This window comes from Veillonella tobetsuensis (genome assembly GCF_002959935.1).
GTDB classification, from domain to species: Bacteria; Bacillota; Negativicutes; order Veillonellales; family Veillonellaceae; genus Veillonella; species Veillonella tobetsuensis.
This window is the reverse complement of sequence record NZ_PPDF01000012.1, coordinates 297,673-318,408: the sequence shown is the minus strand read 5'-3', so window position 1 is coordinate 318,408 and position 20,736 is coordinate 297,673. Positions and strand designations below refer to the sequence as shown.

At 36.5% G+C, this 20,736-nt stretch carries 20 protein-coding genes; 1 reads left to right on the top strand and 19 read right to left on the bottom strand.

All coding sequences use genetic code 11. The features are described 5' to 3' along the window. The first annotated feature begins 29 nt into the window (after positions 1-29). Positions 30-545, top strand: a complete 516-nt coding sequence (gene tpx, locus VTHSUH11_RS07435; RefSeq protein ID WP_059362404.1) for a thiol peroxidase — start codon at positions 30-32, stop codon at positions 543-545. Between the two features lie 287 nt (positions 546-832). Here the strand turns inward: tpx and VTHSUH11_RS07430 are convergent, their stop codons facing one another. The 19 genes from VTHSUH11_RS07430 to VTHSUH11_RS07340 all read right to left on the bottom strand — a co-directional run bounded on the left by VTHSUH11_RS07430 (position 833) and on the right by VTHSUH11_RS07340 (position 20,735). Continuing rightward, positions 833-2,734 (bottom strand): type I glutamate--ammonia ligase, encoded by a 1,902-nt coding sequence (locus VTHSUH11_RS07430; protein WP_105093190.1) that lies wholly within the window; start codon positions 2,732-2,734, stop codon positions 833-835. A gap of 183 nt (positions 2,735-2,917) precedes the next feature. Further along, the gene (locus VTHSUH11_RS07425; protein WP_059362398.1) at positions 2,918-3,361 is read right to left on the bottom strand and encodes a GatB/YqeY domain-containing protein; all 444 of its coding nucleotides are present in this window, start codon (positions 3,359-3,361) and stop codon (positions 2,918-2,920) included. Between the two features lie 129 nt (positions 3,362-3,490). Further along, a complete protein-coding gene (gene rpsU / locus VTHSUH11_RS07420; protein WP_004695751.1) occupies positions 3,491-3,670 on the bottom strand; it encodes a 30S ribosomal protein S21 in 180 nt (59 codons plus the stop codon). Positions 3,671-3,826: 156 nt separating this feature from the next. After that, complete coding sequence (locus VTHSUH11_RS07415; RefSeq protein WP_009351489.1) at positions 3,827-4,171, bottom strand: histidine triad nucleotide-binding protein; 345 nt, start codon at positions 4,169-4,171, stop codon at positions 3,827-3,829. A gap of 11 nt (positions 4,172-4,182) precedes the next feature. Continuing rightward, positions 4,183-5,478, bottom strand: a complete 1,296-nt coding sequence (mtaB, locus tag VTHSUH11_RS07410; RefSeq protein WP_105093189.1) for a tRNA (N(6)-L-threonylcarbamoyladenosine(37)-C(2))-methylthiotransferase MtaB — start codon at positions 5,476-5,478, stop codon at positions 4,183-4,185. Positions 5,479-5,502: 24 nt separating this feature from the next. Beyond that, a complete protein-coding gene (locus tag VTHSUH11_RS07405; protein ID WP_105093188.1) occupies positions 5,503-6,234 on the bottom strand; it encodes an RsmE family RNA methyltransferase in 732 nt (243 codons plus the stop codon). Further along, entirely contained in the window at positions 6,231-7,094 is an 864-nt protein-coding gene (locus VTHSUH11_RS07400) for a 50S ribosomal protein L11 methyltransferase (protein WP_105093187.1), read from the bottom strand. The genes VTHSUH11_RS07405 and VTHSUH11_RS07400 overlap by 4 nt, the downstream gene beginning before the upstream one ends. Before the next feature lie 56 nt (positions 7,095-7,150). Further along, complete coding sequence (gene dnaJ / locus VTHSUH11_RS07395) at positions 7,151-8,308, bottom strand: molecular chaperone DnaJ (protein ID WP_105093186.1); 1,158 nt, start codon at positions 8,306-8,308, stop codon at positions 7,151-7,153. A 16-nt stretch (positions 8,309-8,324) separates the two neighbouring features. Next, positions 8,325-10,166, bottom strand: coding sequence for a molecular chaperone DnaK (gene dnaK / locus VTHSUH11_RS07390; protein WP_105093185.1), 1,842 nt, complete (start codon positions 10,164-10,166; stop codon positions 8,325-8,327). Positions 10,167-10,194: 28 nt separating this feature from the next. Continuing rightward, entirely contained in the window at positions 10,195-10,746 is a 552-nt protein-coding gene (grpE, locus tag VTHSUH11_RS07385) for a nucleotide exchange factor GrpE (protein ID WP_105093184.1), read from the bottom strand. Positions 10,747-10,758: 12 nt separating this feature from the next. Continuing rightward, a complete protein-coding gene (gene hrcA / locus VTHSUH11_RS07380) occupies positions 10,759-11,775 on the bottom strand; it encodes a heat-inducible transcriptional repressor HrcA (RefSeq protein WP_105093183.1) in 1,017 nt (338 codons plus the stop codon). Positions 11,776-12,049: 274 nt separating this feature from the next. Next, positions 12,050-12,652 carry a nitrite/sulfite reductase domain-containing protein gene (locus VTHSUH11_RS07375; protein WP_059362375.1) on the bottom strand — a complete coding sequence of 201 codons (603 nt, stop codon included), beginning with the start codon at positions 12,650-12,652 and terminating at the stop codon, positions 12,050-12,052. 81 nt (positions 12,653-12,733) lie between these two features. After that, positions 12,734-13,912 (bottom strand): radical SAM family heme chaperone HemW, encoded by a 1,179-nt coding sequence (gene hemW / locus VTHSUH11_RS07370; RefSeq protein WP_105093182.1) that lies wholly within the window; start codon positions 13,910-13,912, stop codon positions 12,734-12,736. Between the two features lies 1 nt (position 13,913). Beyond that, positions 13,914-15,713 carry a translation elongation factor 4 gene (gene lepA / locus VTHSUH11_RS07365; RefSeq protein WP_105093181.1) on the bottom strand — a complete coding sequence of 600 codons (1,800 nt, stop codon included), beginning with the start codon at positions 15,711-15,713 and terminating at the stop codon, positions 13,914-13,916. A gap of 38 nt (positions 15,714-15,751) precedes the next feature. Beyond that, positions 15,752-16,813 carry a tRNA 2-thiouridine(34) synthase MnmA gene (gene mnmA, locus VTHSUH11_RS07360; RefSeq protein WP_105093180.1) on the bottom strand — a complete coding sequence of 354 codons (1,062 nt, stop codon included), beginning with the start codon at positions 16,811-16,813 and terminating at the stop codon, positions 15,752-15,754. Between the two features lie 303 nt (positions 16,814-17,116). Continuing rightward, on the bottom strand, positions 17,117-17,581 hold the full coding sequence (gene tnpA / locus VTHSUH11_RS07355) for an IS200/IS605 family transposase (protein WP_005375295.1): 465 nt from the start codon (positions 17,579-17,581) through the stop codon (positions 17,117-17,119). A 183-nt stretch (positions 17,582-17,764) separates the two neighbouring features. Beyond that, entirely contained in the window at positions 17,765-19,003 is a 1,239-nt protein-coding gene (locus tag VTHSUH11_RS07350; protein ID WP_105093179.1) for a methionine gamma-lyase family protein, read from the bottom strand. A gap of 17 nt (positions 19,004-19,020) precedes the next feature. Continuing rightward, on the bottom strand, positions 19,021-19,944 hold the full coding sequence (miaA, locus tag VTHSUH11_RS07345) for a tRNA (adenosine(37)-N6)-dimethylallyltransferase MiaA (RefSeq protein ID WP_105093178.1): 924 nt from the start codon (positions 19,942-19,944) through the stop codon (positions 19,021-19,023). After that, entirely contained in the window at positions 19,941-20,735 is a 795-nt protein-coding gene (locus tag VTHSUH11_RS07340) for a class I SAM-dependent methyltransferase (RefSeq protein WP_105093177.1), read from the bottom strand. The genes miaA and VTHSUH11_RS07340 overlap by 4 nt, the downstream gene beginning before the upstream one ends. Position 20,736 lies beyond the last annotated feature (1 nt).

The window sequence follows — 20,736 nt, the reverse complement described above, 5'->3', positions numbered from 1 at the left end:
TGTATATATACTCTTAGGAGGAATGAAACATGGAAAAACGTACTGGTGTCGTAACATTTGCAGGTGGTCCTATCACATTAGTTGGTCCTGAAGTTAAAGTAGGTCAACAAGCACCTGATTTCACAGTATTATCTAACGATTTACAACCTAAAACATTGAAAGATTACGAAGGTAAAGTAAAAGTTATCTCTGTAGTACCTTCCCTTGATACTGGTGTTTGTGATGCACAAACTCGTTGGTTCAATCAAGATGCAACATCCCTTTCCGAAGATGTTGTTGTATTAACAATATCTATGGACCTTCCATTTGCTCAAAAACGTTGGTGTGGTGCAGCAGGTGTAGACAAAGTTGTTACATTATCTGACCATAAAGATGCTTCTTTTGGTGAAAACTATGGTTTCTTAATCGAGGAATTACGTCTATTAACTCGTGGTGTTGTAGTAATCAACAAAGACAATAAAGTAACATATGTTGAATATGTACCTGAAGTAACACAAGCTGTTAACTTCGACGCTGCATTAGAAGCAATTAAAGCAGATATCTAATAGATTGCTAATTGATTTTTTCTATCCTATTACTGGATGTATTAAAAGACCGTACGGGTGTACGGTCTTTTTTATGTCATATAGTATTAATTGTATTGATTATATCTCATGAATCTGCAATGGACATGTTAATATGGGCCATTTCTATCTTTGTACTAGTGTGTAGTCTAGTATTAGTCGAGAAATTTTTACATAATGAATAATGGAATTTCCTGTATATTCTTTACATATAAACAGCTAAAAGGTCCACCCGAGAATGGGTGGACCTTTATCTTTAATAGAAAGTTTTAGAAAATATTTTTGCTATAGTTAGCATATTTAGCTTCTAACTCTTCCATTTTGTCATTCATTTCAATTTGTAATGCAGATGCAGTATCATAATCTTCTTCACGCAATGCATCTACGATACGTGTGAATAAGGATTTACGATCATCACTGTCTTTTGCAAGATAGAAACGCAAGTCATTAACTTCTGCAAAGCGTTTGTCATCAATACTATTACGGCTGTCAGTATGAATAGAAACCATTTGTCTAACAGTATCCATATTATCAGGAATAATACGATGTGCTAATACGAGTTTCCAACGTTTTAAGATAGACGCAATGAAAGAATCCATTAAGTCATGAGCGAATGCGTCGCCTTGAGCTAACGTATTAACTAAGTCAGGATTGTTTTTATAACCTTTAATATTTTCCCATACAGTAGCAGGTGCAACGCCAAACATTTGATTGCGTTCTTCTTGAGTAAAGTCTTCAAATACATCTTTTTCAGAACGGAATGCGCGTTCTTTTTGTAAGTAGTCTGCATCTTGACCAGCTTCTTTTGAAAGTTCTGCTTCAAGTTCAGCCTGTGTTTTACCACTTGTAATTGCGTATTTCATGCCATCAAAAGCAGAGACAAAAATCAAGGCCAATGCAGTATATGTATTAGTGTAAGGATTTGGAGAACGCAATTCAAACCGTGTTGCCATTGGATTGTCAATATCGCGAATCAAACCACAAAGGATTGTACGGTTACGGCTAGGTTCAGATGGATCCGTACCCAAAGAAGTAACAATACATACAGGTGCTTCAAATCCTGGTTTTAAACGATTCAAAGAATCTGTTGTGGAACTAATGAATGGGTTAATTGCTTCATAGTGTTTTAATAGACCCATGATTGCACCAATACCTAAGCCACTGCAAGATTCTTTTTTCATATCTTCTGGACTATATAAGTTAACAAGTTTTCCAGATTTAAGCTTTGCCATTACACCAAAGTGAGTATGCTCACCAGAACCTGCTACACCAATAATTGGTTTTGCATTAAAGGTTACATCAAGACCGTTTTCACGGAATACTTCACGAACGATAATACGAGCTTGTAATTCATTATCTGCAGTTTGCATTGGATTGCTAGAGAATTTCCAATCGATTTCTAATTGTTCCAATACGACTGCTTCATGACCATCTTCATCTAATTTAGCTTTAACGCCACCTACTTCTTTATGGCCCATTTCCGCAACCATACCATATTGATCAAGGCGTTCTACAGCTTGCTCTAAAGCAGTACGAACGGTACCGTGAGTACGTTGCCAGTATTGTTCTTGTAGACGTTGAGATACGGACAATTCTTTTTTTGTAACTGTTTTAGATGGAGTTTTTACCCAGAATTCTAATTCAGTAGCAGATGTGAATACGATGTCTACAATTTCATCAGGATTGATGTGTGGCATACTAGGAATGCCTTTTTCTTTAATTAAAGATAAAAGCTCAGCACGAACATAATCACAACTACGTTTTAAGATAGAACGAGAATCCACATAGCGATAGTTATGCATCAAGAACGCTGGAATACGTAATGTACCAGTTGGTAAACCTGTTGCTTCATCGATATTTTCATAGTTATAATCAACGAACCAGTTAACATCAGGATCCCCCCACATATCAACACGTGCGTTATTTAATGTAGCGATATTAGTCAATACTACGGAAGAACCGTCTGTTTGTACGGCACGGCCTTCAAAGAAGGATTCATAGTCATCAAAAAATACAGACATTGGAATTTTTTCATCTGTATCATTACCAGCCAAGTCAATGCCTACAAGAGAAACGAATTTAATTTCCGGATGTTGCTCTAATAGAGATAAAACACCTTCTTTACCATATTGACCTGCAGGAATGTAATACAATAAATCTTTTTTAGCCATTTTGTGCCTCCTACGCCATAAAAAAAGACTCCAACAACATAGATATACAATCTGCATACCTATCCAGTGGAGTCTTCATTGACTAATTATTTTCTTGAGTACATATTACCACACTGAGAAAATTCTTGTCAAATAATTTCTATAGAATTTTATAGTTTTGTATGATTGGTAACTAATACTGAATTATCCTAATAATTCTTTTACAATAGTATTAACGAGTTTTCCATCAGCACGACCTTTTGTATGAGGCATTACATGTTTCATTACATTACCCATATTTACATTATCCCCACACTCAGCAATAGCATTTTTTACTACGTCTCGAATTTCTTCTTCAGTAAGTTGTGCTGGCATATATTTTTGAAGAACTGCCATTTCTTCTTTTACATGTGCTATTAAATCTTCACGACCTGCTTTTTCGAATTCTGTAAGAGAATCTTGACGTGTTTTCATTTCTTTAGCAAGAATGCCTAACACACCATTATCATCAAGTTCTACTTTGTCATTGATTTCTGTATTTTTAATAGCACTATTCACCATACGAATTACAGATAAGGCGATTTTGCCTTCTTCACGAGCCTTCATAGCTGCTTTCATATCTTCTTTTAATTGATCTTTTAAACTCATAGTAACCTCCAATTTGATTAATATATATACTAGATAATAATCTAAGTAATAGATACCATAGGATAAAATAAAGAAACCCTAATTCTGAATTTCATGAAGCCATGAAAAGGCAGAATTAGGGTAATCATCTTATGCTCTGAATTTGCGTTTTCTTGCTGCTTCAGATTTTTTCTTTCTTTTTACGCTTGGTTTTTCGTAGTGTTCGCGTTTTCTTACTTCAGACAAAACACCCGCTTTTTGGCAGGAGCGTTTGAATCGACGAAGAGCACTTTCAAGCGTTTCGTTTTTACCGACTTTGATTTCAGACATCTATATCCCTCCCTCCAAAATTAATCTCGGGAAGTGCTGATAATTTACATACGCACATATAATATTATATGTATAGACATAGGTTCTGTCAATATTTTCCGGTATATTTTATAGGAATTTTAATAAGTATTATAAAAAAATACATTAAGCTATAATTTATGCTTCTGGCCAGCCCATTTCCTCGCCACCTAATAGATGTGCATGCATATGGAATACAGTTTGACCAGCTTTACCACCAGTGTTAAATATCAAGCGGTAACCATCTTTAGAAATACCTAATTCTTTAGCTACATCGCGAACAAATGGTAGCAAACCTTCTACATAGTCAGCATTTTTTTCTGTAAGATGCGCAATATTAGATACATGGTTTTTAGGCACGATTAGAACATGCACCTTTTTCACCGGTTGAATATCATGGAATGCATAGAATTTATCGTTTTCTAATACTTTATTGGAAGGAATTTCACCATTAATAATTTTACAGAAAATGCAATCGCTCATAATTAGACTCCTTATTCAATAATTAAATAATTATCTTCTAAACCAACAACAATACCGCCAATAAGATCACCAATATTATGTGCCCCATCAGATTTAACTTTACCATTTACATACTCATTTGTTAAGCCCATATAGTATCCATTCTCTTCTTTTTCGATGAGAATCTCACCAGGCTTACCAATGCGAGATTTTGCGTATGCTTCATAACCAGCTTGACTAAGACCATTCAAAAGTGCTACACGAGTCTTTTTAACGGCTTCAGGTACTTGATCAGGCATAGTCGCTGCAGGCGTTCCCTCACGAATAGAATATGGGAAAGCGTGAATATGGGTAAACCCAATTTCACGTACTGTATTCAATGTTTCTTCAAAATCTTCATCTGTTTCTTGTGGGAAACCTGCAATGATATCTGTTGTAATGGATAAATCTTTAATGCGAGAACGCAACTTGGCAATAAGATCTTTATACTCTTGTAGTGTATAGTGACGTCTCATCAATTTCAATACATGGTCTGAACCCGCTTGTAGTGGCAGGTGTAAATTCGGACATACACGCTTATCGGTAGCCATTAATTCAACTAGTTCGTCAGAAACCTCTACGGATTCAATGGAACCAAAACGGATACGGTACAACTCAGGAATTTCTAGTAAAGCTTTTACTACATCAGCCAAGGTAGGACGACCTGGTAACTCAACACCGTAGTTTCCTAAATGAATACCTGTTAATACGATTTCGTGGAATCCGTGCTCTACTAAACGTTTAGCTTCTTCTACGATATCTTGAATCTTACGAGACTTCAGCTTACCACGAGTATAAGGAATGATGCAGAAAGAACAATAGTTATTACAACCTTCTTGAATTTTCATGAAAGCTCGCGCTTTATCAGATTCGTTACCAAATAATGGCATTTCCTCAAAATTGGACGCTTTCATAATGTCACGAACCGCATTGATTTGACGTTCAGTAGATTCCAATTGCTCTACGAGCTCAACGATTTTAGAACGGTTGTTTGTACCGATAACAAGATTAACACCATCAATAGCAGCAATCGCATCTGGATCAAGCTGAGCATAACAACCGGTAACGATTACATAAGCATCTTCATTTTGACGTTTTGCTTTCCGTATCAATTGACGGGATTTCTTTTCCCCCATATTTGTTACAGAACATGTATTAATTACATATATATCAGCTTTTTCATCGAAGTCTACTGCTTCGTAATTATTTTGTAAAAATAAACCTTTCATAGCATCTGTGTCATACTGATTGACACGACAGCCTAAGGTTGTAAAAGCAACGGTTTTCATTGCACCTCTCTATTCTTATTTAATTTATAGTTCTAATTCATATTGAATCATCGCTAATGATCCAATGGCAGCAGTTTCTGCTCGTAAAATAGTATTACCAAGAGAAACAGATTTTCCACCACTCTCTATAATAGCATTGATTTCCTTCTCTTGATAGCCCCCTTCAGGACCAATACAGATGAGAATATCAGTTATATTTTGATTACTATGTATTGATTCAAGTGCAGTCTTAATAGTATGTCCCTCTTCATTCTCATAGGCTACTAGTTTTAATGCGTCACCCTCGATTTCAAGGACTTGTGAAAGTTTTTCACCTACCACAAGTGTGGGCAGTTGATTTCGTCCACATTGTTGGGCTGCTTCGAGCATAATTTTTTCCCAACGACTGACTTTTGATTGTAGTTTCTTATCATCATATTTAGCTACACAGTTAGTCGTTGATACAAGATAAATCGTATCTACATTAAGCTCTGTAGCCTTTTGTAGTACCCACTCAAGCTTTTCTCCTTTTAATAAAGATTGAACAAGAATAGTACGATATGTAGCTATATTAGACTCTACATAATCAATAAGCTTAGCTTGTGCCTTACCATCAACTTCTTCGATAATCTGATACATACCACAACGATTATCACTGCCTGTTACAGTGATAGGTTTCTCCATATTATGACGAAATACATGTAGCACATGATGTGTCACATCTTTCGGTAGTTCTATTATTTCATCTAATGGTGTAGGAATAAATATTTTTTTCATGGTTTCTCTAACGCAAAGGTGTGCCATGGGCCCGCCACGCGTTCCTCTATAATATGCCAATGTTCAGTGATATACGGAAAGATTTCATCATACCGCTCATCAATGATACCACTAATGATTAAAATACCATTATCTTCAAGCTTTCTGCCAATTTGTGGTAATAATATTTTTAAAGGATCAACGGTCAAATTAGCTAAAATTAAATTAGCTTTGCCATTAAAATCACGATCTAAATCACCACAAATAATTTCTGCATGTACCTTATTATTTGCACAGTTAATTTTAGCTTGATTTGCAGCGTATTCCTCAATATCAATGCCGACTAAATGTTTTATGCCTAATTGAGCTGCTACTAATAAAAGTACGCCTGTACCAGTACCTATATCTAAACATGTAACCTTATCAAGCTCCATAGATACACTATAGTTCTTCAAAAGTTCTGCACAAGTTTTCGTCGTTTCATGAGATCCTGTACCGAAAGATATATCAGAATCTATTTCAATAATCGTTTTATTGTCTACATTATCATAATCTTGCCATGCAGGTTTAATGACAATATTAGGTAAAATTTCTGTAGGTTCAATATATTGTTGCCATGAATTTAACCAAGTAGACTCATCTAGTATATGTGCTTCTATCGATTTAATGTCTATATTTGCCTCTGTAAGGCGTTTTTCTAAATCTATTTTAATCATATCAGTATCAAGAGATGGATCAGCATATAGAGTTAATTTAATTAAATTGGGTTGATCATCAATATCTTCTTCTATGATTCCATTGTCTGCATAATCGTCAAAAAGAGTAGTCACCTCATCGGTGGCTACTCTTTCACAGACAATGGATATTTCTATCCATTGCATATTGTGCTCCTTTACTATTGATGCGCAGGAACAAACCATTCACGCATCAGAGCTGTTCATTTAGTTAAACGATCCTTTATTTTTTCAAATAAACTTTTGCTAACTTGTAGATTATTTACATCCTCATTACTTTCTTTTGCAAATCTAAGTAATAATTCACGTTGTGCATCAGTTAATTTTTTTGGTGTTTGTACAGTAACGACTACATGTTGATCGCCCCGTTGTTTTGGATTGCGTAAATAAGGAATACCTTTGCCCTTAAGTCTGAATGCAGTTCCCGTTTGAGTGCCTTCTGGGATCTTTAATTCTACTTTACCATCTAAGGTATTAACTTGTACAGTCGCACCTAATGTAGCTTGCGCAAAACTGATATTCACTCTACTGATAACATCATTACCATTACGTTCAAATTCTTTATGAGGACGTACATAAATGTAAACATATAAGTCGCCTTTTGGACCACCTAATATACCTGGCTCACCTTCATTTGCAACGCGTAATCGTGAACCATTATCTACACCAGCAGGAATCTTAATATCAATTTTTCGTTTTGCTAAGATTTCGCCAGAACCACGACATTTAGAACATGATTTTTCAATAACCTTACCAGAACCATGACAACGAGAACAAGTTCTTGCAGATTGCATACGACCAAATGGTGTATTTTGAATAACTACCTCTTGACCAGAACCATGACAATTAGGACATGTATCTACCTTAGATCCAGGTTCGCCGCCAGTACCATGACAATGAGTACATTCTTCATGACGTTGAATGTTAATTGACATGGACTTACCAAAAGCTGCATCCTCGAAGGAAATATCGATATCTTCACGTAGATCATTACCTTTTTGAGGGCCTTGTTGTTGACGACCGCCACCAAACATGCCACCAAAAATGTCGCCAAAGATATCACCAAAGCCTCCAGCTTGGCCTCCGAAACCGCCAAAGCCACCTTGGAAACCACCGGCCCCAGCGCCGCCTCCTTGTTTGAAGGCGTCGTGGCCAAATTGGTCATATTGAGCTTTTTTTGTTTCGTCAGACAATACTTCGTAAGCTTCGTTTGCTTCTTTAAACTTCGCTTCTGCTTCCTTTGGATTGTCTTTATTTACGTCAGGATGGTATTGGCGTGCCTTTTTACGAAAGGCTTTTTTAATTTCATCTTGAGAGGCATTTTTACTGACCCCTAGGATGTCATAATAATCTCGTGCCATTAGTTACCAACCCTTCTTATTTCTTATCGTCATCCACTACTGTGTAATCAGCATCAACTACATTGTCATCAGCTTTTGTTTGTTGTTGACCTTGCTCTGCACCACCAGCTGCTTGTTGAGCTTGTTGTGCTGCTGCATACATTTGCTCAGCTAATTTGTGTAATGGTTGTTCTAAAGCTTCGCTATCTTTTTTGATATCTTCAATGTTGCCAGCTTCGATAGATTTTTTCAATTTATCTTTAGCTTCTTCAACTTCTTTCAATAAAGCTGCATCACCTTGACCATCAAGATCTTTCAATGCTTTTTCAGCTTGGTATACCAAGGAATCTGCATTATTTTTAATATCTAATTCTTCTTTTCTAGCTTTATCTTCTGCTGCATGAGCTTCCGCTTCTTTAACCATGCGATCGATTTCTTCTTCTTTCAAACCGCTAGAGGAAGTAATAGTAATTTTTTGTTCTTTTTGAGTGCCCAAGTCTTTAGCTTTTACGTGTACAATACCGTTAGCATCGATGTCGAATGTTACTTCGATTTGAGGAACCCCACGAGGAGCTGCTGGAATACCATCCAAGTTGAAGCGACCCAATGTTTTATTATCTGCTGCGAACTCACGTTCACCTTGCAATACATGGATATCTACAGATGGTTGGTTATCCGCTGCAGTGGAGAATACTTGAGATTTAGATGTAGGAATTGTAGTGTTACGATCAATGATACGTGTGAATACACCACCCATTGTTTCAATACCAAGAGACAATGGAGTTACATCTAGTAACAATACGTCTTTAACTTCACCTACTAATACACCACCTTGAATAGCAGCACCGATAGCTACGCATTCATCTGGGTTAACGTTTTTAGTTGGTTCTTTACCCAATACTTTTTTAATAGCTTCTTGTACAGCTGGGATACGGCTAGAACCACCAACTAACAACACTTTATCGATATCAGATGCAGATAAGCCAGCATCGTTCATAGCTTTACGAGTAGGTTCAATAGTAGCTTGTACCAAGTCAGCAGTCAACTCTTCAAATTTAGCACGTGTTAATGTTACGTCTAAGTGTTTAGGACCAGTTGCATCAGCTGTGATGAATGGTAAGTTAATATTTGTGCTAGCTACACCAGACAATTCGATTTTTGCTTTTTCAGCAGCTTCTTTTAAACGTTGATCAGCTAATTTATCATTGGATAAATCGATACCTGTTTCTTTTTTGAATTCTTCGATAAGATAGTTCATGATGCGTTGGTCGAAGTCATCACCACCAAGATGGTTGTTACCAGATGTTGCCAATACTTCGAATACGCCATCACCAAGTTCAAGAATGGATACGTCGAATGTACCACCGCCAAGGTCAAATACAAGAACTTTACCATCTTCATCTTTATCTACGCCGTATGCTAGAGCAGCTGCTGTTGGTTCGTTGATGATACGAAGTACTTCAAGACCTGCAATCGCACCAGCATCTTTTGTTGCTTGACGTTGAGAGTCTGTAAAGTAAGCAGGAACTGTAATAACAGCTTGTTTTACAGGTTCACCCAAATAAGCTTCTGCATCAGCTTTGATTTTTTGAAGAATCATTGCAGAAATTTCTTGAGGAGTATAAGACTTACCTTCTACAGTTACTTTGTAGTCTGTACCCATGTGACGTTTAATAGAAATGATTGTGTTTTCAGGGTTAGATACAGCTTGACGTTTAGCCAATTGACCAACTAAACGTTCGCCATTTTTTGCAAAACCAACAACGGAAGGAGTTGTACGAGCACCTTCTTGGTTAGTAATAACCGTAGGTTCGCCGCCTTCCATAACCGCAACACAAGAGTTTGTAGTACCTAAATCAATACCAATTACCTTTGCCATAATATATGACCTCCTAATACTTTATAATCTATTCAACAACTTTTACCATTGCAGGACGAATACAACGACCATCAACAGTATAGCCAGTTTGCAATACTTCACATACCATATCAGATTCAAATTCATCTGATGGTACACGCATAATCGCTTGATGGAAGTTTGGATCAAATGGTTGTCCAACTGCATCAATAACAGCTAAACCATGTTTAGATAGCATAGCCATCAAATTTTGATGAATCATAATAAATCCATCTAGAAATACCTTTGCATCTCCTTCGGCAGGAGCTGCAACAGCACGTTCAAAATTATCTAATACAGGCAGTAGGTCCATTAAAACATCACCTTTAACGAATCCTGCTAACTGTTCTTTTTCTTGATTAGTACGGCGTTTAAAATTTTCAAAATCAGCTTGCAAGCGTTTATAGCGATTATCAAAGTCAGCTTTTAATTCATCTAACACTTGACCTGCATCAACTACGGCTTCTTCAGCGTTTTGAGTTTCGGTTTGTTCTGTGGTACCTTCTGTAGGCTCTGTAACCTCTTCATTTACCACATCTTGTTTAATTTGTTCTTCAGACATGCCTTACCCTTTCTATGTTTGATTCCTTGCCATCGTTTCCATTAAATGTTTCATATAGGAAAGCATATTAATTATGCGACCGTATTCCATTCTCGTAGGCCCTAAAATAGCCAACGTCCCAAGTTGATTATTCTCTTGAGAGAAATCAGCTTGTATTAGGCTCATATCATTCAATGCTTCTGTTTGATTTTCTGAACCAATCTTTATCTTTATTGGTGTATTTGAATCGTCTTGTAATATGTAACCTAATTGTTGTTGTTCTTCTAATAGTGAAAGTACAGGTTGTACCTTTTCTACCGTTTTAAACTCCGGTTGTGATAACAACTCTGTAGTACCTACCGAATAAAATAAGCGTCGTTTAGTGATGGCCCTTAATAAGGTTTCTCCGATTTGTAATAAAACGGATTTTGGACCGTCTATATGAGCGATAATAGCACTAATATGAGCCGATGTAATATCCCTTAAAAACTTGTTTTGAACAGCATTGCTAAATTGTATAGCTAGTCGTTGTATTTCATCAGCTTTTACAGGTGATGTAAAATACATCAATTCATTATCAAGTGCTCCGGTTGCAGTTATAACAACCATAACAGCTTGGTGACCATCAAGAGGTAAAATATGTATATATTTTAATAATGCTTGATCATGGCCAGGTGCTAATAACAAGCTCATACTATGACTTATCTGAGAAACTAATCTCGCCATATGTAACAGCATTTCATTGCCCGATAGTTGTGAATCATTCCATATCGTATGGATTTGTTTCACATCTTCATCTAATACTGGACCTTGATGCATCATAGAATCAACGTATAAGCGATAGCCTTTTGATGACGGTATCCGTCCAGCCGATGTATGAGGTTTTTCTAGGTATCCTAAGTCCTCAAGATCGGACATTTCATTACGCACCGTGGCAGGACTAATACCTAAATCATAGTTTTTAGCAATTGTCCTAGAACCAACAGGCTCAGCGGATTTGACATAATCCTCTATAATCGCTCGTAAGATGCGTTGTTTTCTTTCATCCATAATGACACCTCACTTGTTAGCACTCAAAACATTTGAGTGCTAATCGCATGTATAATATTACCATACTAAAATAAATTGTCAAGTAATTTTATCCCTAAAAAGCCTAATAAAATCAGTTTAGTCAAAAAGACAATATAATATTTTTAAATAATTAGTCAAAAAGACAATTTTTGAATTTTCACAAAATAGTCAAAAAGACAACTATCATCAGTAATTATGAGTACTAATAATTGAAAAACTCCTAGTCAAACTATAACTAGGAGTTTATTTCTATTTATAAATTAATTTTTTCTAACGGATTGCCGAGTCGTTCTAATAGTTTCCCCATTCTTTCTTTTGGTTCTCCATGTTCTGCATACCAGTCAATTAAAATATCTGCAGCTTTTTTTGCTTGCTCAATAGTTAATTTACGAAGTAGTATTTGACCGGCTTCTGGCCGCATGCCTGTATTGCCACCCACAGCAAGCATAAAACCTTGAGATGTGCCAATAAATGCAATATCTTTAACCATAGCATCAGGACAGTTACGACCACAACCACTAATACCAATTTTACATTTATGACTCGTTTTACGCCCATAATGTTTACGTTCAATATAATCGGCTAAATCTTGCGTTTCCATTTGACCATTTTTACATTTACCTTTGCCAACACAGGCAATTAAAGAATTTACGCCCCTATGGATAACCGTTGTAACCCCTTCAGGTAATTCTGAAATTAATTGTTCTTTATCATCCTTTTCAATGCCTGTAATTTGAATCCCCGTCACAACATGCCGAAAAGAACCACCATATTTTTCCGCCAAACTTATGCATGCTTTCATTTGGTCCAAAGAAAATTCATTATGTAAACCATGTAATATAACAGATGTCTTCATCGTTCCTCCTAAATAAGCATGCACATTCATCATCATCCCAAATATAATAACATCTTATTTATTGAAAGACTGTGAAATATCTTACCCTTTTATAAATTGGCTAAATACATAATTTCCATGCTTAGCACCTTCTGGCGTAAGATAATATAAGTCGCCATCTTGTATAATTAAATTCTTTTCAATTAATTTATCTAAAATAGAGCCATATATATCTTCTAATCGTATATTAAATCTGTTAGCAAAATCGACTGTATTGATTCCCCACTTGGTTCGCAAGCTTAAAAAACAATAATCTTCTCTAGCTCTTTTGGAATCGATAACTTCCTCATCTACAACAGGAAATTCAAAGCAGTCTATTTTTCTAGCATAAGGCATGACATTGCGATTATTAGCTCTTCTTACACTATCAAAAAATGAATGAGCACCAGCACCAAAACCTAAATAATCACAATATTGCCAATATTTTAGATTATGTTTACTATAGGCCTTATCTTTCGCAAAATTGGATATTTCATAACGCTCAAATCCCAAATCTTGAATCCCTTGCATCATCATGTCATACATCGTATCCTCTGTTGATTCATCAGGTAAAGAAATGACTCCTTTATCAACCAAATGATATAATCGTGTTCCTTGTTCTACTTGTAAACCATAGGTAGAAATATGATTAATAGGCAATGTACTAACAATATCTAAATTTTTATTAATTTCATCAGTTGTTTGATTCGGTAATCCATATATTAAATCGATATTAATATCTTGAAATCCTTCCTTAAAAGCCCATTGAACTGCATTTATAGCATCCTCACGATTGTGACTTCTATGTAAACTTACTAGAGATTTATCATTAAAAGTTTGAACCCCAAAACTGATACGAGAGAATCCTAACTTATGCAGCCCCTTTAAATAAGCCTGATCTACCTCTCCAGGGTTTGATTCGATGGTAAACTGACAATCAGGAGATACATTATAGGTAGTTTTAATGGTATTCAAAATTTGTTCTAACTGTAATAAGGATAATTCCGTCGGTGTACCGCCTCCAAAATAAACAGTATCTACAAGTTTAGTGCGAGATTTGGGATATGCATCACCGAACATAGTCATTTCTTGAACCAAGGCATACAGATATGTATCGTAATATTCCTCTAAATTTTGATATGCTGGAAAGTCACAATATATACATTTTTGTTTGCAGAACGGGATATGGACGTATATCCCCATATCCCGCTGTACAAACAAATCATTATGATTTGTTTCCATATTAATCTTCTACCTTTAATATCGCCATAAAAGCTTCTTGTGGAATTTCTACTGAGCCTACAGACTTCATACGTTTCTTACCGGCTTTTTGTTTTTCCAAGAGTTTACGTTTACGAGAAATATCGCCACCATAACATTTTGCTAAAACGTCTTTACGCCAAGCTTTTACAGTTTCACGAGCTACAATTTTTGTGCCTACTGCTGCTTGAATAGGAATTTCAAACATTTGACGAGGAATTAATTCTTTTAATTTCTCAGCTAATGCACGGCCACGTGTAGCAGCGCGGTCCTTATGAACGATGATAGATAATGCATCTACAGGTTCTCCATTTAACAAGATATCCATCTTAACCATTGGAGATTGTTTATAACCAATCAATTCATAATCAAGAGATGCATACCCCTTTGTAGCAGATTTTAATTTATCAAAGTAATCATAAATGATTTCGCTCAATGGTAAGTGATATACAAGGGATACACGCGTTTCATCCAAGTATTCCATAGATTGGTATTCGCCGCGTTTATCTTGAGACAATTCCATGATAGTACCAACAAAATCTTTAGGCACAATCGTTGTAGCCTTTACATAAGGCTCTTCAATATAATCGATTTCCGTTGGAGGTGGTAACTTAGCAGGATTATCCACTTCTAGCATTTCCCCATTTGTTTTATATACCTTGTAGTTAACAGATGGAGCCGTAGTGATAAGTGTTAGATTATATTCACGCTCTAAGCGCTCTTGAATAACATCCATATGTAGTAAGCCTAAGAAACCACAACGGAAACCAAAGCCGAGAGCCAAGGATGTTTCTGCTTCATATTCTAAGGCAGCATCATTAAGCTGTAATTTTTCTAATGCATCACGAAGGTTTTCGTAATCTTTAGACTCTGTTGGGTAAAGACCACAATATACCATAGATACGGCCTTGCGATAGCCTGGCAATGGTTCTGGAGCAGGATTATCCGCTAATGTTACAGTATCACCTACGTGGCAGTCTGCTACATTTTTAATACTCGCCGCAATACAGCCTACAGAACCACATGGTAATTCTTGTACCGGTACAAGATTCGGTGTAAATATTCCAAGCTCAGTTACATCAAAATCCTTTTTATCATGCATCATGCGGATCGTATCCTTCATTTTGATAGAACCTTCTTGTACACGCACATAAGCAATAGCACCTTTATAAGCATCAAAGCGGCTATCAAAAATCAATGCTCTCGTAGGTTGGTCAGATTTATCTGCTGGTGCAGGAACTTTGTGTACAATCGCTTCTAGAATATCAGGAATGCCAATGCCAGATTTAGCTGAACATAATACTGCTTCTGATGCGTCTAAACCAATGATATCTTCAATTTCATGTTTAACCCGATCAGGATCGGCAGAAGGCAAATCAATTTTGTTGACAACAGGAATAATTTCAAGATCATGTTCTAAAGCGAGATACACATTTGCCAACGTTTGTGCTTCTACACCTTGTGCAGCATCGACTACGAGCAATGCACCTTCACAAGCTGCAAGAGAGCGAGATACTTCATAGCTGAAATCCACATGGCCCGGTGTATCGATGAGGTTTAAGATATATTCTTCCCCATCTTGAGCTTTGTACAAAATACGAACGGATTGCGCTTTGATAGTAATACCACGTTCTCGTTCAAGATCCATAGAGTCTAGGACTTGCGCTTCCATTTCTCGTTTTTGTAATGTGCCAGTATATTCAATTAATCTGTCGGCGATGGTAGATTTACCATGGTCAATATGAGCTATAATACAGAAGTTTCTAATCTTTTTCGTTGACATACTATGTAAACAAGTTCAAGGAACTTGTATTCTCCTTTCTAACATACGCGATCGATAACAGCACCTCCTAATAGTTGAGTGCCATTATAAAAGGCTACGGACTGACCTGGTGTGATAGCCCGTTGTGGCTCTTCAAAGATAACCTCCATCGTATCATCATCTAAGATACGTGCAGTACAAGGTGAAGGATTTGCGGCATAGCGAATTTTACCTTCTGCCTTTAATTCTTTATGAATTGTATCATCTAAGAAGTTATAGAATTTACAAATCATGCGATTCGTAAAGAGACGTTCATTAGGGCCGACGATAACCTCATTGCGGTCACCATTAAAACCAATAACGTAAAGTGGGTGCTTGTAAGCAATACCAAGACCTTTTCGTTGACCAATAGTATAGTTAAATAAACCATTATGCTTACCTAATACTTCACCATCTTCGGTAACGATATTACCAGCCATTGGTTTTGCCTTCATCTCCTCTACCACCAACTTTTGATAGTTCCCATGAGGCAAGAAGCAAATATCTACGCTATCTGGCTTCTTAGCTACTGGCAAGTCATATTCAGCGGCTAGCTTGCGCGTTTCAGTCTTACATTGGCCACCCAACGGAAACATAAGATGACTTAAAATACGTTGATTCATATTGTACATAACATAGCTTTGGTCTTTTGTAGGATCAATACCTTTATGTAATTCATATAAACCTGTTTCTTCATTATAATTGACCTGTGCATAATGACCAGTAACCATATGTGTGGCACCTAGCTCAAGAGCACAGTTAAGCATCAAGTCAAACTTGATGTTCTTGTTACAAAATACACAAGGGTTTGGTGTACGACCATAGGCGTATTCTTTTACGAAGTAATCTACGACATTCTCGTAGAATACATCACGTGCATCGATAACATGATGCTCAATACCAAGAAAATCACACATCTTCTTAGCATCTGTTACAGCAAGAGGTACCTCATCATAAGGCGTGCCACTTACCCACAGCCACAGGGTAATACCAAATACTTTATAGCCTTGTTTTAGTAGCATTGCAGCAGTTAAAGAACTGTCTACGCCGCCACTCATAGCTACAGCGATAACTTTTTCCATACTTTCTCCTTTTAATGATCTCTTGACCATAAAACTAATCAGGGTGAAAGCCTGACGTGTAAAAACACTAGTTCGGTGTAAAAGTCCGAGTAGTATTACTATAAAATTATAGCAACTTATATTATATCCTAGAACTGGGTACATTGAAAAGATTTGAAAATCATAACCACCCGTAGAACGGGTGGTTTGCTCTGACCCTATAAGGGTCTTTCTCTAGTGGTAGCCCTCTAAAGAGGGCTTTGAATGATCTGACAACCACTCTATTACCACTGGCTGCCCCCTACTCGGGGGCTTTTATTTTGCCTATTTTACCGGCTCACCCGTAAACGGGTCGGTATATTCTTTAAAGTTTAATGTATCTTGTGCTATATCTTCTTGTAATTGATTGCGAATATACTCTTTTATCGCTCCTTCGTATCTTCCCACTGTATCCACATAATATCCTCTACACCAGAAATGTCTATTTCCATACTTATATTTTAAATTTGCGTGTTTATCGAATATCATGAGGCTACTTTTGCTTTTTAAATATCCCATAAAACTTGATACACTTAAATGTGGTGGAATCGTTACTAACATATGAATATGATCCGGACAGCATTCTGCCTCTATAATCTCTACATTTTTTCTATTACATAAATCTCTTAAAATTTTACCTACATCAGCTTTTATCCGACCATAAATTATTTGTCTTCTATACTTTGGTGCAAAAACAATATGATATTTACATCTCCATTTACTATGTGATAAGCTTTTTACGTCATTCATTGACATTGAACCTCCTATGTTGAAATGTTGTGGTTGCCAGACCAACTTCATTTTACCACTAGGAGGTTCTTTCCTTTTCTCTAAGAATTTTTTACCGACCCCCAGTTTAACTGGGGGTTTAGTCATGCCTATTCGGCGTACAATGAAAAGAATCCCTTTCCAAAGAGAAAGAGATTCTTAAGATTATCTATGTTTCAATAATTCTTCTGCAGCGCCTAATATACCGAGCATAGAATGCTCAAATACAAGACCACCTTGCATGAAGATTGTATATGGAGGGCGCACAGGACCATCGGCACTAAGCTCAATAGATGAACCTTGTACAAAGGTGCCACCAGCCATGATGATTTTATCTTCATAGCCAGGCATATCACCAGGAATAGGATGTACGTGAGCATCTACAGGAGAGTAAGCTTGCATGCCTACACAGAAATGCTCCATTTCCTCGCCATTTTTTAAATTGATGGCTTGAATCAAATCATAACGATCTGCATCTACCTTAGGAAATACTTCATATCCTAGTAATTCACCTACCGCAGCTGTGTATACAGCACCTTTAAGAGCTTGTAAAACTACGTGAGGAGCCATAAATAAGCCTTGGAAGAATAGACGATAGCCAGGAGCATAGGATCCCATATGATCACCAAGCCCTGGAGCCGTCAATTGATATGATGCATCTTCAACTAAATCCTCACGGCCCACAATATATCCACCGGTTGGTGCTAAACCACCGCCAGCATTTTTGATGAGAGAACCTGCCATGATATCTGCACCAGCCTCTAATGGCTCTTGAAGTTCTGTAAATTCACCGTAGCAATTATCAACAAAGCAAATGGTATCAGAATTTTTAGCTTTTACTACATCCACGATAGCTTTAATATCTGCAATAGATAATGGTTCACGCGTACTATATCCACGGGACCTTTGAATAACTACGGCACGAGTATTATCATTTACTGCATTTTGAATCCCCTCTAAATCATAACGATTATTTTTAAGCGGTACTTCTGTATAAGTAAACCCCTTCTCAATTAGAGATCCTTTCACAGGACGAGTGTGACCTATAACAGATTGCATCGTATCATAAGGAGCTCCCACAGCATAAATGAATTCAGATCCTTTAGAGCCATTTCCCATAATAGCCATTAATGTAGTTGCTAATGCATGAGTACCAGATACGAAATGTGGTCTCACTAAAGCCTTTTCGCCTTTAAAGACATAAGCAAAGACTTCATCCAATTTTTCACGACCACTATCATTGTATCCATAGCCAGTAGTGCCATTAAAATGATAATCAGACACTTGGCACTCTTTAAATGCTTCAAGCACCTTTTTCGTATTAGCTAGTGCGATTGGTTCAAATTTTTTAAACTGTGGTTCTGCCATATCGAGGGCTTTACTGCGTATTTCTTCTAATGTCATTCTCTATCCTTTATTTCTTATAGGCTCGTATCTATCATGGTACGTGCCATATTATAAATTTCAATCTCTGTAGTATTTGAATCAATAGTAATCCAATTAATGTAAGGCATACGTTTGTACCAGGTAATCTGACGTTTTGCAAAGTGTCGCGTATTCTTTTGAATTAAACCAATGCATGCATCATAACTTATTAGACCTTCTAAGTATTGAACTACTTCTTTATATCCAATACCTTTGAAAGCCTGACAATCTGGATTTACCCCATTATTAATTAGACTTATTACTTCATCCACCAATCCTTTTTCAAACATGATTTCTACTCGGCGATTAATGCGATTATATAAATCACTTCGCTCCCTTTGTAAGCCAATAACTGGTCCTACATAAGACAATCCTTCTTTTGTTTGATTGGTCAAAGCGTTGTAGTCGCCAGCACACATCAACTCAATAGCGCGATATAGTCGGTGTTTATCGGTGAATCTTATTTCTATGCCACCTTTTTCTGCCAATTTACTAGCACGCTGACGTAACCCATCTATACCCTGTTCAATATATAGTTTATCTAACTCTGTTCTTAGCTCTATATTGGGTTTAATATCATTAAAGTTATAATTCTCTAACAATGATTGAACATATAATCCAGTACCACCTGATAAAATAGGTAAAATAGAATTATGGTTTAAATTTTCTATCAATATTTTTGCTTGTTGCTGAAATACTGACACACTGTAATCTTCATTGGGCTCTAATATATCGATAAGATGATGAGGAACAGTATCTAGTTCTTCTTCAGTTGGCTTTGCAGTACCAATATTTAACTGTTTATACACTTGATATGCATCACCTGATATAACCTGTCCATGATAATATTTAGCCAATGCTAATGTTAAATCAGTCTTGCCTACAGCTGTAGGACCTACAATTGTAATTAATTTGTTCATTGTAACTCCTCATTTCTGTATACACCATAACCTATACGACTATATTTACCACCCACCCATTTCGTTGGTGGAAAATCTTTAAAAACTGAACTAAAGGGACGTTCTTTTATAATAAAACCTAGACGACTAACACGCTTAGCTTCTTCTATGACATTTCTTTTTATAGCCCCTTCAAAAGTATGTCCCCGTAGCGGTTTAAATTGTGGACTTTCTTCAATAGGCACTTCAAACATAGGGTCAAAATATAATATATCCATACTTTTATCTGGTAAATCTGATAAATAACTTTCAAAATCACAGTGGATGGCTTCTATACGACGTAACACTTCCGTTACAACATCATTATCATGTTCATAATGATGCAAACCAAACCACGTAGATAACCAAATGGGATAGGATGCTTCTAAACCCGTTATATTAGCATTCGGAAATGCATAAGCCATAACAATACTATCACTACCAATGCCAAGCGTACAATCAACGATAGAGATATGTTTAGATGATTCGTGTGTAAGAGTTTCTATAGCTCTCACAAGATGATCTTCCTCATTGCGTTCTAAACGCAGAATTCGCAATTGAGCCATTGATAAATGGAAGCTATGTTCTTGCTCTTCATTAAAATGAATTGTTAGCTTTTTATTAGAAACCACCGCAATAGGATTATCTATTAAAAACAACTCTGAAATAGGCTTTTTATGGCGTTCAACATAGGATAATCCCAATGAATTAGCTAGTTCTAGTGATTCTTTTTTTATTGTTGGTGATGCTTTTTGTGAAGTAGTAATAATCATG